The sequence below is a fragment of the Pseudomonas arabinosi genome (assembly GCF_047758675.1).
In the GTDB taxonomy this organism is placed as follows: Bacteria; Pseudomonadota; Gammaproteobacteria; order Pseudomonadales; family Pseudomonadaceae; genus Aquipseudomonas; species Aquipseudomonas arabinosi.
Genome location: NZ_CP180480.1, coordinates 5,839,302 through 5,854,527, shown reverse-complemented (window position 1 = coordinate 5,854,527; position 15,226 = coordinate 5,839,302). Strand labels below are relative to the sequence as shown.

The following is a 15,226-nucleotide window of genomic DNA, read 5'->3' as shown; positions in this document are numbered from 1 at the left end:
ACCTGTGGGAGCGAGCTTGCTCGCGATGGGGCCGGATCAGACGTTAAATACGGAAACTGCCTACCAACTGCTTCAGGCGCGCCGCCTGCTGTTCAAGATCCGAACACGCCCGCAACGTCGACTGCAGGTTTTCCACCCCTTCCTGATTCAGTGTGTTGATCTCGGTAATGTCCACATTGATCGACTCCACCACCGCCGTCTGTTCCTCGGTCGCCGTGGCCACCGACTGGTTCATCCCGTCAATCTCGCCAATACGCAACGTCACGCTGTTCAAGCGCTCGCCGGCCAGGTTGGCGATTTCGACGCTGTCCTGACTGTGGCGCTGGCTGTCGCTCATGGTGCTGACGGATTCGCGGGCGCCGACTTGCAGCTCCTCGATCATGGTCTGCACTTGTTGCGCCGATTCCTGAGTGCGGTGCGCCAGGTTGCGCACTTCATCGGCCACCACGGCGAAACCACGTCCGGCTTCACCGGCGCGCGCCGCTTCGATGGCTGCGTTGAGCGCCAGCAGGTTGGTTTGCTGGGAGATGCTGGTGATCACTTCGAGAATCTGCCCGATGTTCACGGTTTTGCTGTTCAGCGATTCGATGTTGGCGCTCGAGGCGCTGAGCATGCTCGACAGCTGATTCATCGCGACAATGCTGCGATCCACCACTTGCTGGCCGTCTTCAGCCAGGCTGCGGGCATCGCTGGCCTGACTTGATGCTTGCGCTGCATTGCGGGCGATTTCCTGAGCGGCGGCGCCGAGCTGGTTGATCGCCGCGGCCACGCTGCTGGTGCGCGAAGCCTGTTGGTCGGAGTTGAACATCGACGAGTTCGAGGCGGCCACGACACGCAGAGCCACTTCGTTGACTTGCCCGGTGGCCGACGACACTTCGCGGATCGAACCGTGAATGCGTTCCACGAAGCGGTTGAACGCGGTACCGAGAGCGCCGAATTCATCGTTGTTCACGATGGTCAGGCGTTTGGTCAGGTCGCCTTCGCCGTCGGCGATGTCGGCCATGGCGCGGGTCATCACGTGCAGCGGCTGGATCAGGATGCGGATCAGCATGCCCAGCAGAGCGATGATGATGGCCACGGCAATGATCGTCGCAACGACCGCCGAGGCGCGGAACTCGCTGAGCATCGAGAAGGCTTTGTCTTTATCCACCGACAGACCGATGTACCAATTGACTGAGGACAGCCCTTTGATCGGCGTAAAGGTCACGATGCGAGTCTTGCCGTCGACGTCTACTTCACTGAAGTCGCTGCTGATGCGCGGGGTGTTTTTCGGGTACGCCTCGCTCAGGGACTTCATCACCAGTGCTTTGTCCGGGTGGACCAGGATTTTGCCGTCGGCGCTGACCAGGAACGCATAGCCCATGCCGTCGAAGTCCAGTGCGTTGAGGCTGTCGGTGATCACCTGCAAGCTCAAGTCACCACCGACCACGCCGATGTTTTGACCGTCCTTGAGTACGCTATTAACGATGGAAATCACCAACTGACCAGAAGCCAGGTCGATGTAGGGTTCGGTCAGGGCAGAGCCGCTGGTGCTTTGCGCGCTCTTGTACCAAGGGCGGGCACGAGGGTCATAACCGTCGGGCATCTTGCTGTCCGGGCGGATGATGAAGGTGCCATCTTTGTTGCCCAGGTAGGCGCCCATAAAGGTCGACGACACAGCCTTCTGTTCCAGCAGGTTGGAGACATTGGCTACATCTGCGTTCAAGGCAACGGTTTGCGACAGGTTTTCGATCAGCAGGCTGCGGCCGGCCAGCCAGGTTTGAATGTTGTTCGCGGTGACGCTGCCCATTTCCTGCAAATAGTTGTCCAGATCGCGGCGTATCGCATTGCGCTGCAAATAGTCGTTGTACAGCGTGAACGAGGCGAAGGCGGCAATGACGATGAGGGCGGCGGCAAGCAGGATTTTATGGCTGAAGCGCAGATTTTTGTTCATGGCTCGGGGGTCCGCTATGGTCATATTGTTCGGGGCGCGTTGCTGCTAATGCGCGCAAAATGAGTGCGCAATGGAGCGAGTCGGTAATTCCTGCTCTCCATAGGGGAATGTCGGACCTTGCTTTCAATTGGGTCTCTCGCTTATTCCTATCGGCCGTGAAGGATCAAAGATTAACCATGGGTGACAAAATGCCTGACTCATTACAACTCGTTATCGGTGCCGACCTCGCCGGGCAGCCCATTGCCCAGGCCATGCGTCTGGCGAACCGTCATGGTTTGGTCGCGGGCGCTACCGGGACGGGCAAAACCGTCACCTTGCAACGGATGGCCGAAGCCTTCAGCGATGCCGGCGTGGCGGTGTTCGCCGCCGATATCAAGGGCGACCTGTGTGGTCTGGGCGCCGCCGGCAACCCTCAAGGCAAAATCGCCGAGCGGATCGCCGGGATGCCCTGGCTGAACCATAAGCCTCAGGCGTATCCGGTGACCCTGTGGGACATTCACGGCCAGTCCGGTCATCCATTGCGCACAACCTTGAGCGAAATGGGGCCGTTATTGATTGGCAGCCTGCTGGAGCTGACCGACAGTCAGCAGTCGGCGCTGTACGCCGCGTTCAAGGTGGCGGACCGCGAAGGGCTGTTGCTGCTGGACCTCAAGGACCTGAAGGCACTGCTCAATCACCTGCGTGACAACCCCGAATTGCTCGGTGACGACGCCGCGCTGATGACCACCGGTTCCAGTCAGGCGCTGTTGCGGCGTCTGGCGACCCTGGAACAGCAGGGCGCCGAAGCGCTGTTCGGTGAGCCGGCGCTGCAACTCGAAGACATTCTGCAGCCGACCGCCGACGGCCGCGGGCGCATTCATTTGCTCGATGCCAGCCGTCTGGTGCACGAAGCGCCGAAAGTCTACGCGACGTTCCTGTTGTGGTTGCTGGCCGAATTGTTCGAGCAATTGCCGGAACGCGGCGATTCGGACAAACCGCTGCTGGCGTTGTTTTTCGACGAAGCGCATTTATTGTTCGCCGGTACGCCCAAGGCTTTGCAGGATCGTCTTGAGCAAGTGGTGCGGTTGATACGCTCGAAAGGCGTTGGCGTGTATTTCGTCACCCAATCGCCGGGCGACTTGCCGGATGACGTGCTGGCTCAGCTCGGTTTGCGCATTCAGCATGGCTTGCGCGCGTTCACCGCCAAGGAACAGAAATCCCTGCGCGCGGTGGCCGAAGGCTTCCGGCCGAACCCGGCGTTTGATGCCTTGTCAGTGCTGACCGAACTTGGGATCGGCGAGGCGCTGGTCGGCACGTTGCAGGACAAGGGCACGCCGGAGATCGTCCAGCGGGTGTTGGTGGCACCGCCGCAATCGCGGATCGGGCCGTTGAGCGAGACTGAACGCACAGTGCTGATCGCGGGGTCGCCGTTCAAGGGGCGGTATGACAAACCCGTTGATCGCGAATCGGCTTATGAGGTGTTGATGGGGCGCAAAGGGTTGGCGCCAGAGCCTGACGCTGCTGCGGGCAAACCGGCAGCCGAAGAGCCAAGCTTCACCGACAAGGCCGGGGAATTCCTGGGGACAGCGGCAGGGCAGGCGCTGAAATCAGCGATGCGCCAGGCGGCCAATCAATTGGGCCGACAGTTGGTACGCGGCTTGATGGGCTCGCTGCTCGGCGGCAGCAAACGCCGCTAAACATCTGGCTGGGTGCAATCAATGTGGGAGCGAGCCTGCTCGCGAAAGCGGTAGATCAGACAACATCTATGTTGAATGTCAGGCCGCCTTCGCGAGCAGGCTCGCTCCCACATTGGGTTCTATGTCATGCCTTGGGTTTGGCGTGAGCCGCCAGCCGTTCCAGCGCCGCCCGCAGATTCGGATCGCTGATCCCGTCGGCTGTGGCCTGAATGGTCGCGCCCGCATCGGTCGACAAGCTGATGGTATGGCCAGCCGCCCCTTGCTGAACCGTGGGCGGCTGAACCTTGAACAGAATCCGCGTCAGGCTGGCGAACTCGTCGAACATCTGTAATTGCCGTTGCAGACGCTTTTGCTGATAACGCAGGCGGGTTGCCCAATGACCGTCGGTCACTATCAGCAACAAACTGCCTTCGCGCCACGACGCCACATGGCAATGCTCGCGGGCGGCGGGCTGCAATTGGCTTTCCAGCAGACGTTGTAAATGACCCAGGCGTTGAGCGTGGCCGAAGATGGCTTTCAGCGGTTTGGCTTCGCGAAGCAGAACGGCGGGTGCTCTGGCCGTAAGAGGGCGAAATGCCATGATCAGACACCTGAAGTAACAGAGCCGCCATGGTAGCAGAAAGCACCGGATGCACCCGAGCCATTGCTTTGCGAGCGCTTTACCCATTAAATCAACAAGTAACTTCTGCCGTGAATGGCTTGAAGTTCAGCAAAAAGCCCTTATTTTAAGTGAGCCCCGTTACAACGCTGTGCCAGCATCGTGGAACAACGCCACTTTCCTCACCATCGTTTCCGGGTAGAATGCTCGTTCGCATGCGGCCATGAGGGCTGCTCGGGCGACTCACGGGGCCGCCCTCCATCCCTTTAGTGTGGAAGATCCTGCCGATATGTTTGCGCCTTTGTTAAAGAAACTTTTTGGAAGCAAGAACGAGCGTGAAGTCAAACGCATGCTCAAGACGGTGCAACTCGTCAATGCCTTCGAAGAGCAAATGGTGGCCCTTTCGGACGATCAATTGCGTGCCAAGACAGATGAGTTCAAGGCCCGCATCGCCAAAGGGGAAACCCTCGACAAGCTGCTGCCAGAAGCCTTTGCGGTCGCCCGCGAAGCCGGTAAGCGCGTCATGGGTATGCGCCACTTCGATGTCCAGCTGATCGGCGGCATGACCTTGCATGAAGGCCAGATCGCGGAAATGCGTACCGGTGAAGGCAAGACCCTGGTGGCAACACTGGGCGTTTACCTCAACGCACTGTCCGGCAAGGGCGTGCACGTTGTGACGGTGAACGACTACCTGGCCCGTCGTGACGCCAACTGGATGCGTCCGCTCTACGAATTCCTCGGAATGTCGGTCGGTGTGGTCACGCCGTTCCAGCCGCCGGAAGAGAAACGTCTGGCTTACGCTGCCGACATTACCTACGGCACCAACAACGAATTCGGTTTCGACTACCTGCGCGACAACATGGCGTTCAGCATGGAAGAAAAATTCCAGCGCGAACTCAATTTTGCCGTGATCGACGAAGTCGACTCCATCCTCATCGACGAAGCCCGTACCCCGCTGATCATTTCCGGTCAGGCCGAGGACAGCTCCAAGCTGTACATCGAGATCAACAAACTGATCCCGCAGCTTGAGTTGCACATCGAAGAAGTGGAAGGCGAAGTCACCAAGGCCGGCCACTACACCGTCGACGAGAAGACCCGTCAGGTTGAGCTCAACGAAGCCGGTCACCAGTTCATCGAAGACATGCTGACCCGCGTTGGCCTGCTGGCTGAAGGCGAGAGCCTGTATTCGGCGCACAACCTCGGTCTGCTGACCCACGTTTATGCCGGTCTGCGCGCTCATAAGCTGTTCAATCGCAACGTCGAATACATCGTGCAGGATGGCCAGGTCGTTCTGGTCGACGAACACACCGGTCGTACCATGCCGGGTCGCCGTCTGTCCGAAGGCCTGCACCAGGCCATCGAAGCCAAGGAAAACCTGAACATTCAGGCCGAAAGCCAAACCCTGGCCTCGACCACGTTCCAGAACTACTTCCGTCTGTACAACAAGCTGTCCGGGATGACCGGTACCGCCGACACCGAAGCGTTCGAATTCCACCAGATCTACGGTCTGTCGGTGATGGTTATCCCGCCGAACAAACCGCTGGCGCGTAAAGACTACAACGACCTGGTGTTCCTGACCGCCGAAGAGAAATACGCGGCGATCATCAACGACATCAAGGAATGCATGACCCAGGGCCGTCCGGTGCTGGTGGGTACTGCAACCATTGAAACGTCGGAACACATGTCCAGCCTGCTTGTGAAAGAAGGCATCGAACACAAGGTTCTGAACGCCAAGTTCCACGAAAAAGAAGCCGAGATCATTGCCCAGGCCGGTCGCCCAGGCGCACTGACCATCGCCACCAACATGGCCGGTCGTGGTACCGACATCCTGTTGGGCGGCAACTGGGAAGTGGAAGTGGCCTCGCTGGAAGAGCCAACCCCTGAGCAAATTGCCCAGATCAAGGCCGACTGGCAGAAACGTCACCAGCAAGTGCTCGAGTCGGGCGGTTTGCAGGTGATTGCTTCCGAGCGTCACGAATCGCGCCGTATCGACAACCAGCTGCGTGGTCGTGCCGGTCGTCAGGGTGACGCCGGTTCCAGCCGTTTCTACCTGTCGCTGGAAGACAGCCTGATGCGCATCTTCGCCTCTGATCGGGTGAAGAACTTCATGAAGGCCCTGGGCATGCAGCCTGGCGAGGCGATCGAGCACCGCATGGTGACCAACGCCATCGAGAAGGCTCAGCGCAAGGTTGAAGGCCGCAACTTCGACATTCGTAAGCAACTGCTCGAGTTCGACGACGTCAACAACGAACAACGTAAAGTGATCTATCACATGCGTAACAGTTTGTTGGCCGCCGACAACATCGGTGAAACCATCGCCGACTTCCGTCAGGACGTGCTCAACGCAACTGTCAGCGCCCACATTCCACCGCAATCGCTGCCTGAGCAGTGGGACGTGGCCGGTCTGGAAGCGGCGTTGCAGAGCGATTTTGGTGTGGCGCTGCCGATCCAGAAATGGCTCGACGAAGACGATCACCTGTACGAAGAAACCCTGCGCGAGAAGCTCATGACCGAGCTGCTGGCCGCGTACAACGAGAAAGAAGAGCAGGCGAGCGCCGAAGCGCTGCGTAGCTTCGAGAAGCAAATCGTTCTGCGTGTGCTCGACGACCTGTGGAAAGACCACTTGTCGACCATGGATCACCTGCGTCACGGCATCCACTTGCGTGGTTATGCACAGAAGAACCCGAAGCAAGAGTACAAGCGCGAGTCCTTCACGCTGTTCTCCGAGCTGCTGGATTCGATCAAGCGCGACTCGATCCGTGTGCTGTCCCACGTTCAGGTTCGCCGCGAAGACCCGGAAGCAGAAGAACAACGTCTGCGTCAGGAAGCCGAAGCGCTGGCTGCACGCATGCAGTTCCAGCACGACGAAGCACCGGGGCTTGAGCAACCGGAACTGCTGGGTGAAGAGGTCGATGTCGCCCTTGCCGTCGCTCCGGTACGCAACGAACAGAAGCTGGGCCGCAATGAACTTTGCTACTGCGGTTCGGGCAAGAAGTTCAAGCATTGCCACGGGCAGATCCAGTAAAACCCGTTTCATACGCTGAAATACCCGCGCCGCGACCGGCTTATGCCGTCGCGGCGTTTTGCCATTTAAACCACCGTTCTTCCTGAAAGCGGTGCTGACATCATTTATTAAGGAGCGCATTCATGGCTGTTGGTCTTGGTCCTTTGCCAACGTTGCACCCGGTTGCCGGTTTTGAACTCGGTATCGCCTCGGCTGGCATCAAGCGCCCGGGGCGCAAGGATGTTGTGGTCATGCGCTGTGCCGAAGGTTCCACGGTCGCTGGCGTGTTCACCCTGAACGCTTTTTGCGCAGCTCCCGTGATCCTGGCCAAGCAGCGTGTGCAAGGTCCGGTGCGTTACCTGTTGACCAACACCGGCAATGCCAACGCCGGCACTGGCGAACCAGGCCTTGCCGCTGCCGAGCGCACGTGCGCCAAACTGGCTGAGCTGACCGGCGTCGACGCCAGCCTGGTGCTGCCGTACTCCACCGGTGTGATCGGCGAGCCGCTGCCGGTCGAGAAAATCGAAGGGGCTCTGCAAGCCGCCCTCGACGACCTGTCGGTCAACAACTGGGAAGCTGCCGCCACCGGCATCATGACCACCGACACCCTGCCAAAAGGTGCCAGCCGCCAGTTCCAGCATGACGGCGTGACCATCACCGTCACCGGTATCAGCAAAGGCGCGGGCATGATCCGCCCGAACATGGCGACCATGCTTGGCTACATCGCCACCGACGCCAAAGTCTCCCGCGACGTGCTGCAAAACTTGCTGCTGGACGGTGCCAACAAGTCGTTCAACCGCATCACCATCGACGGCGACACCTCGACCAACGACTGCTGCATGCTGATCGCCACCGGTCAGGCTGCACTGCCGGAAATCACCCGCGCCGAAGGCGAGTTGTTCGCCAAGTTGAAGCAAGCGGTGTTTGAAGTGTGCATGGACGTGGCCCAGGCCATCGTTCGTGACGGCGAAGGCGCGACCAAGTTCGTGACCGTTGAAGTCAATGGCGGCGGCAATCACCAGGAATGCCTGGACGTCGGTTACACCGTGGCTCACTCGCCGCTGATCAAGACCGCACTGTTCGCCTCCGACCCGAACTGGGGCCGCATTCTGGCTGCCGTCGGCCGTGCCGGCGTACCGAACCTGGACGTCAGCAAGATCGACGTGTTCCTCGGTGATGTCTGTATCGCCAGCCGTGGCGCTCGCGCATCGACTTACACCGAAGCCCAGGGCGCGGCCGTGATGCAGCAGGAAGAAATTACTATCCGTATCGAGCTGGGTCGCGGTGAGTGCAGCGAAACCATCTGGACCACCGACCTGTCCCACGAATACGTGAAAATCAACGCGGAGTACCGCACGTAAGACCGAGTCGACGCTATCGCGAGCAGGCTCGCTCCCACAGTAAATCTCCAGTGAACACAGATTTTGTGTACGGCAGAAAAACATGTGGGAGCGAGCCTGCTCGCGATGACGGTCTGTCAGTCACTGCATAGACTGGCTTGTTCCCTCCATCAAAAGGTCCCGAACATGAGCCTTCACCTGATCATCGGCGACAAACTGATTTCCTCCTGGTCCCTGCGTGGCGCTTTGGCCCTCGACCTGGCCGGCGTTCCTTACACCGAAGAACTGATCAAGCTGAACCAGCCGGATACGCGCGAGCGTCTGCTCAAGCACTCGCCGACCGCGAAAGTCCCGCTGTTGAAAACCGAACACGGCACCATCGCCGATTCCCTGGCGATTGCCGAGTATCTGGCAGAGCAGTTCCCCGACGCCGACCTCTGGCCTAAAGACACCGCCGCCCGCGCCCAGGCCCGTTCGGCCTGCGCGCAGATGCACAGCGGTTTCTTCGCCATGCGCGGCAACATGCCATTCGACTTGAGCCACGACGCTGCGCTGTCGCCGACGCCGGCTGACGTCCAGGCCGACATCGAGCGTGTGTTGGCGTTGTGGGCCGAGTGCCGCGCCGCCGCCACCGAAACCGGTCCGTACCTGTTTGGCGGCGCGACCCTGGCGGATGCCTTCTTCGCACCGATTGCCGTGCGCCTGCGCACCTATCAGGTGAGGCTGCCCGCAGCGGACGCGGCCTATGTTGAAACCATCTACCAATGGCCGGCCTTCAAGGCTTGGCAGAAGGCAGGACTGGAGGAAGTAGAACGGTGAAACGAGTCCACGTAGCTGCCGCTGTTATCCGTGATGGCGGTGGCAAGATCCTCATCGCCCGCCGTGCCGACACCCAGCATCAGGGTGGCCTGTGGGAATTCCCCGGTGGCAAGGTCGAGGCCGACGAATCCGTCGAAACCGCCCTGGCTCGCGAGCTTCATGAGGAGTTGGGCATCGTGGTCAATGCCGCTCGCCCGCTGATCAAGGTTCAGCATGACTACCCGGACAAGCAAGTGTTGCTGGACGTTTGGGAAGTGTCGGCCTTTACCGGCGAACCGCACGGCGCCGAAGGCCAGCCGTTGGAATGGGTCGCGCCACGAGATCTGCTGAACTACGAGTTCCCGGCCGCCAACCAACCGATTGTCGCGGCTGCACGGTTACCCGCGCAGTATTTGATTACCCCGGAAGACCTGGAAACCCCGGCCTTGCTGCGCGGTATTCAAAAAGCCATTGCCGGTGGCATCAAATTGATCCAGTTGCGGGCACCCAACGGCTACGATCCGAAGTACCGCGATCTGGCGGTGGACGCAGCGGGGCTGTGTGCGGGCAAGGCGCAGTTGATGATCAAGGGGCCGTTCGAATGGCTGGGAGATTTCCCGTCCGCCGGTTGGCACATCACTTCCGCGCAACTGCGCAAGCACGCGGCGGCTGGCCGCCCGTTACCGGCGTCGCGTTGGCTGGCGGCGTCCTGCCATAACGCTGAAGAACTGGCGTTGGCGGAGCAGATGGGTGTGGATTTTGTGACGCTGTCACCGGTGCAGAAGACCCAGACTCATCCGGATGCGCAGCCGTTGGGTTGGGAGCAGGCTTCGGCGTTGATTGCTGGTTTCAGTAAGCCGGTGTTCCTGTTGGGCGGTGTTGGCCCGGCTGATCTTCAGAAAGCCTGGGAAGCGGGCGCACAGGGTGCGGCGGGGATTCGGGCGTTTTGGCCTGATTCTTCGGTGTAACTACTGGCCCCATCGCGAGCAGGCTCGCTCCTACAGTGGATCGCATTTCTACAGGAAGAACTCGGTCAACTGTGGGAGATTCTATGGTTGAGGGGAAGCCCTCAACTGACCTTTGACTGATATTCGCTTTGCCCTTTCAGCAAGGCGAATGCCACCCGCGCAAGCTTGCGAGCCAGCATCACCAGCGCCTCAGTGGTGCTGAAACCCCGGGCTCTTTGGGCTTCGTAAAACCCTTTCCAGGCTTTCGTACGGCTAGCCGACATCGCTGCATTGTGCAGAAGCCGGCGAGCCTCGGGGTCACCGCGCTTGGTCAAACTGCGGCGACCGTCCTTCTGTCCTGATTTAGACACCCGTAAATCCATGCCCAGGAAGGCGATAAACGCATCCGCGTTTCTAAAATCCCCGCGCTGAAACGCAGTTATCAAGCGAGCCCCAGTCAAAAATCCAATGCCTTCAACTTTCAGGCAACGTTTCAGTTGACCGAGTAAACCGGCTTCTTTGAGCTGATCGTTGATCGTCTTTTCGATCAGCGTTTCAAGCTGCTGCATGGACTTCACTTGTTCTGCAAAAGCCGCCTTCAGCAGCGACTCATTCGACCAACTCTGCACCAGGCCAACCCTAGCCTGGACCAAGGCAGCCCGGCGACGGAAGAGGCTCAGGAGCTGGCGGTACAGCGGTGATGGTGGGGTCCAAGGGCGCAACTCCTCGGCTTCGTTCTTCAGGTAACGGGCCAGCAACTTGGCGTCCAGCGCGTCGGTTTTGGCGCGGATCTTTACGCCTTCGCGATAATGTTTGAGTTCATAGCCTCCCACCATGTAAATCGCGCATCCGGCCTCATAGGCTAGATCAGCAAAGTCCAGGTGATAGATGTTGGTCGCCTCAATGGCAATAGCCACCGTCCCCGGCAACGTCTTCAGCCACTGCTTGATGGATGTTTTAGTGTTAGGAATCTCTTCAAGCAAATCGTTATCCGCCTGATAAATCACCAGTTCATTCTTGGCGACATCCACGCCCACGATCGGTTTTGATAGAGAGACCGGCATTGCCATAGGATTTCCTCCGAGATAAGGTTTGAGCACTTGAAGGGCTCACCCAGAGGCGCAGGCTTGTTCCTATCGTCGGTCTAGCCAGATGCATTCTTTATCGGCGCTTGGGTGAAAGGAGGAGGGGCGAAATCTCCCACGGTCTGTACTGCGTCAACAGTCAGAATCGAGCCTTGTCCCTCCTCCTCCCTTCAAGTCCTACCATACAAGCGAGCCTGCTCGCGAAGGCGGCCTGACAGCCGCCGACTAAACCTCTGGTTTCGCCGCCGGCTGCCAAAGAATTTCAGCAATCCCCTGCCGCTTGGCAATCAACCGCGCCACCACAAACAACACGTCCGACAACCGATTGATGTACGCCAACCCAACCCCGGCCAACGGTTCGACGGCGTTCAGATGCTGACAGCGCCGCTCGGCACTGCGCGCCAGGCATCTGCACACATGGGCCTGAGCAATCAACGCCGAACCACCCGGCAGAATGAAATTCTCCAGCGGCCCCAGCTCTTCATTCCACACATCAATCGCCGCTTCCAGACGTTCGACTTCTGCCGTGTTCAGTGCCTGATACGCCGGCATCGCCAACTCGCCACCCAAGTCGAACAACCGATGCTGGCAAGGCGCCAAAACCTCGATCACCTCGTTCAATCCTGGATAGGTGCCACTTTCCGCCGCCAACCCGGCCAATAGCACACCCACCTGACTGTTCAGCGTATCGACTTCGCCAATGGCTTCGATCCGCGGATGATCCTTGGGCACGCGGCGGCCGTCGCCCAGCCCGGTTTCGCCTTTGTCGCCGGTGCGGGTGTAAATCTTCGACAAGCGAAAGCCCATGGTTACCTCGATAGCTGATTGAGTTCTTGAGAGACGAGCGGGGTGCCCGCCAGGGGCAGGCGCAAGGTGAAACACGTGCCTTGGCCCAGGGTCGATTGCACTTCCATCTGACCCTTGTGGTTGTTGGTAATGATGAAATACGAGACCGACAAGCCAAGGCCGGTGCCCTGACCGATTTCCTTGGTGGTGAAGAACGGTTCGAAGGTGCGTTTGCGCACGTTCTCGCTCATGCCGATGCCGTTGTCCTCCACCTGGATTTCCGCCCAGGGCGGGTTCAGCTTGGTGCGCAGAATGATCCGTCCCGGCTCGCGGTCGTCTTCACGTTGGTGAATCGCCTGAGCGGCGTTTTTCAGCAGATTGAGCAGCACTTGCTCCAGTTCATTGGCGGTCCCGGGCACCGGGCCCAACGCTGGATCGAACTGGCGAATGATCGCCTGGCCCTTGAAGTCGAAACCGATCGCCAGGTCGAAGTCGTTACCGGCGATTTCCACCGCCTGATCGATCAGCGCCGGCAGGTCGCACGGGGCCATTTGCCGGGTACTGCGGCGACTGAAACTGAGCATGTGCGTGACAATCTTTGCCGCCCGGGCGCCAGCCTGTTGAATGCCGTCGAGCAACTGCGGCACTTCGCGCGCTTGCAGGTATTTGTTGACCGTTTCCAGCGCGATCCCGGTTTGCTCGGCTTGTTCGAGATTCTTCGGCAGATCAGGCGAAAGGCGTCGGCGAATGTTTTGCACGTTGTGCAGGATCGCGCCTAACGGGTTGTTGATCTCGTGAGCCATGCCCGCGGCGAGGCCACCGACCGAGAGCATTTTTTCCGACTGCACCATCATTTCTTCCAGCGACAGACGCTGAGTAATGTCGTCGATCCGGATTACCACACCACGCCCGGCACCGCCCATCAGCGGGTAGAACGTCAGCGCGTAGTGCTTGGGTTCTTCGTCCTTGAGCCACGTCACCCGTTCAATCTTGGCCACTGTGTGCTGCTCGACGGTTTGCTTGAGTTGCGGCAGAAACGGCTTGAGCGGTTCGAAGGCAAGGAAGATCGGCTGATTCAAGGCTTCGTCGAGGCGTGTACCAGACAGGGCGCTGGCCTCCTGATTCCACTGCGTCACGTAGAGCTGTTCATCAAGGGCGATCAGCGCCGAGGGCATGGAGTCGATGATGCTGTTGAGGTAGTTCTGGAAACCGGTGAGCTTCTTCTCGATCTTGCTGCGCACCTGGACTTCGAGTTCCAGCTTGCGATTGGTATGACGGGTTTCTTCGGCCAGGCCCTGAGCCTGGTCATACGCCGCCTGGGAATCGTCCCGGGCCCGTTTGAGTTGCTGCTCACGGGCCTCGATCCGCGAGAGCATGGTGTTGAACGCCTCAGCGAGGCTGCCAATTTCGTCATGGTTGCCGCGGGAGGCGCGCAGGGCGTAGTTCTCCTCCCGTGTCACTTGCCGGGACAACTCTTCGAGCTCATGGATCGGCCGGGTAATCAGGCGTTTGATCTGCCGGGCGATCACCAGCCACAACAGCACACTGAAGATCAGAATCCCGAGGCTGGCGGTGAGGGTACCGGTGTAGAACGCCATCGGCAGTTCGCTGCTGGCGACCAGTAACAGGTGGCCGGGCGCGGTGCCGGGGCGGGGCAGGGTGATGATTTGATTGCTGCGAAACTCGGTAGCTTGCCAGGATTCAATGTGCCGGTAACGCGCTGGCAGGCTCAGATTGTCGCCATGCTGCAACTGCGCCAGACGCTCGCCCTTGCCGTCATAGAGGGCCGCCGCGCGCAATGGTGAGTAGCTGTTGAGTTCATTGAGCAGGCGTTCGGCGCTTTGCGGTGACTGCAAGGCTTCGGACACCAGGCTGGGGTTGGACACCAGGCGGCCGATGGTCTGCAAGGCCTGAGGTGCCATGCTTTCCTGGGAGATGTAGTACGCGGCGCTGATAAAGGTCAGGTTGGCGACCAGCAGGACGGTGGTCAACAGCACCAGCAGGGCGGCCAGCAATTTCTGGCCGACCGGAAGGTTTTCAAGGCGCTGGCGCAATGGCATCAGGTTCATCGCTGAAAAGGAACAAGTGGCCAGCGTAGCCGCTGCTCAGTCGCTGGGCAATCCAAGGCTGTGCAGATGGGTGATCAACCGTTGCTCCAGTTGATTGAGGTGCGGCAGGTTGAGTTGATGTCTCGCGGCGACTTTGCAGGCATGACCCAATAGATAGCTGATTTCGGTGCGGCGCTGGTTCGCGACGTCTTGGTACATCGAAGAGTAGTTGGCGGCGGTCGCGTGAATTACCCGTTCGACTTCCTGTTGAAGGTCCTCGGCCGCTGCTGGCTGACCGCAGCGCTCAAGCAACTCGGTCAATTCGCCGCAGAGGGTGGCGACTTCGCAGCGGTGTTCCTGCAAACCCCCATTGCGGCAATTGTGCAGCACGGTCAGCGGATTGATCGCACAGTTGAGCGCCAGTTTTCGCCACAGCCGGGTCAGAATGTCGGTGCTCCACTCATGGGGAATACCGGCGGCGCTCACGTCATCCAGCCAGATTGGCGCCACGGGATGTCCGGCATCCCCCAGCCAGGTGTAACCGTGGCCGGCGAACACCACGCGCCAGTCGCCATCGCGAAAGGCACCTTCGGTGCTCGACGCACAAATGCAGCGAGCCTGCGGTACCTGCGTGGCGACGGCGTCCTGGCTACCAAGACCGTTCTGCAACAGGATCAGCTCGGCGTCGGGAGCCAGGCGCGGTGCCAGTTGGGCTACGGCTTTCTCGGCATCGTAGGCTTTGCAGGCCACCAGCAGGCGGTTGATTGGTTCACCGCTGTCGGGTGTCTCGGCAGGCACTGGATAGCACTGCGCTTTACCGTGTTCGACCAGCGTCAACCCACCCGCCACCTCATACGCCTGCAAGCGGGCAGCGTCCCGCACGATCAGCTTGACCGGCACGCCGGCCCGCGCCAGTCGAGTGGCCCATAAGGTGCCAAGGCTGCCAGCGCCCAGAACATGCCAGGTGGTGGACATCAGCTTTTTGCTCTGTTTATCGCGCGCATGGGAGGC

Annotated in this window: 11 protein-coding genes and 1 pseudogene; 5 read left to right on the top strand and 7 right to left on the bottom strand. The window is 59.8% G+C overall.

Annotation, left to right across the window (positions count from 1 at the left end):
- Positions 1 to 43: 43 nt before the first annotated feature.
- Positions 44 to 808, bottom strand: a complete 765-nt coding sequence (locus tag ACMXYJ_RS32095) for a methyl-accepting chemotaxis protein (RefSeq protein WP_432760549.1) — start codon at positions 806 to 808, stop codon at positions 44 to 46.
- Between the two features lie 141 nt (positions 809 to 949).
- Positions 950 to 1,789, bottom strand: a pseudogene (locus tag ACMXYJ_RS32090) (HAMP domain-containing protein); the annotation flags it as partial.
- 332 nt (positions 1,790 to 2,121) lie between these two features.
- Here ACMXYJ_RS32090 and ACMXYJ_RS27260 point away from each other — a divergent pair.
- Positions 2,122 to 3,609, top strand: a complete 1,488-nt coding sequence (locus ACMXYJ_RS27260; protein ID WP_415757635.1) for a helicase HerA-like domain-containing protein — start codon at positions 2,122 to 2,124, stop codon at positions 3,607 to 3,609.
- A 124-nt stretch (positions 3,610 to 3,733) separates the two neighbouring features.
- On the opposite strand, the gene ACMXYJ_RS27255 is transcribed toward ACMXYJ_RS27260, so the two are convergent.
- Positions 3,734 to 4,189: a DUF721 domain-containing protein gene (locus tag ACMXYJ_RS27255; protein WP_111451433.1), complete on the bottom strand. Its 456-nt coding sequence runs from the start codon at positions 4,187 to 4,189 to the stop codon at positions 3,734 to 3,736.
- 307 nt (positions 4,190 to 4,496) lie between these two features.
- Here ACMXYJ_RS27255 and secA point away from each other — a divergent pair, with 307 nt between their 5' ends.
- The 4 genes from secA to ACMXYJ_RS27235 all read left to right on the top strand — a co-directional run bounded on the left by secA (position 4,497) and on the right by ACMXYJ_RS27235 (position 10,317).
- Complete coding sequence (gene secA, locus ACMXYJ_RS27250) at positions 4,497 to 7,232, top strand: preprotein translocase subunit SecA (RefSeq protein WP_415757634.1); 2,736 nt, start codon at positions 4,497 to 4,499, stop codon at positions 7,230 to 7,232.
- A 122-nt stretch (positions 7,233 to 7,354) separates the two neighbouring features.
- Positions 7,355 to 8,572 (top strand): bifunctional glutamate N-acetyltransferase/amino-acid acetyltransferase ArgJ, encoded by a 1,218-nt coding sequence (gene argJ / locus ACMXYJ_RS27245; protein WP_415757633.1) that lies wholly within the window; start codon positions 7,355 to 7,357, stop codon positions 8,570 to 8,572.
- Between the two features lie 165 nt (positions 8,573 to 8,737).
- Positions 8,738 to 9,370, top strand: a complete 633-nt coding sequence (locus ACMXYJ_RS27240; RefSeq protein ID WP_415757632.1) for a glutathione S-transferase family protein — start codon at positions 8,738 to 8,740, stop codon at positions 9,368 to 9,370.
- Complete coding sequence (locus ACMXYJ_RS27235) at positions 9,367 to 10,317, top strand: Nudix family hydrolase (RefSeq protein WP_415757631.1); 951 nt, start codon at positions 9,367 to 9,369, stop codon at positions 10,315 to 10,317. Before ACMXYJ_RS27240 ends, ACMXYJ_RS27235 begins: the two co-directional genes overlap by 4 nt.
- Positions 10,318 to 10,418: 101 nt before the next feature.
- Here the strand turns inward: ACMXYJ_RS27235 and ACMXYJ_RS27230 are convergent, their stop codons facing one another.
- The 4 genes from ACMXYJ_RS27230 to ACMXYJ_RS27215 form a co-directional block, all read right to left on the bottom strand.
- Positions 10,419 to 11,366 carry an IS110 family transposase gene (locus tag ACMXYJ_RS27230; RefSeq protein WP_415756263.1) on the bottom strand — a complete coding sequence of 316 codons (948 nt, stop codon included), beginning with the start codon at positions 11,364 to 11,366 and terminating at the stop codon, positions 10,419 to 10,421.
- A 240-nt stretch (positions 11,367 to 11,606) separates the two neighbouring features.
- Positions 11,607 to 12,188, bottom strand: coding sequence for a cob(I)yrinic acid a,c-diamide adenosyltransferase (locus ACMXYJ_RS27225; RefSeq protein WP_415757630.1), 582 nt, complete (start codon positions 12,186 to 12,188; stop codon positions 11,607 to 11,609).
- A 2-nt stretch (positions 12,189 to 12,190) separates the two neighbouring features.
- A complete protein-coding gene (locus ACMXYJ_RS27220; protein ID WP_415757629.1) occupies positions 12,191 to 14,227 on the bottom strand; it encodes a sensor histidine kinase in 2,037 nt (678 codons plus the stop codon).
- A gap of 45 nt (positions 14,228 to 14,272) precedes the next feature.
- Positions 14,273 to 15,190 (bottom strand): putative 2-dehydropantoate 2-reductase, encoded by a 918-nt coding sequence (locus ACMXYJ_RS27215; RefSeq protein WP_415757628.1) that lies wholly within the window; start codon positions 15,188 to 15,190, stop codon positions 14,273 to 14,275.
- Positions 15,191 to 15,226 lie beyond the last annotated feature (36 nt).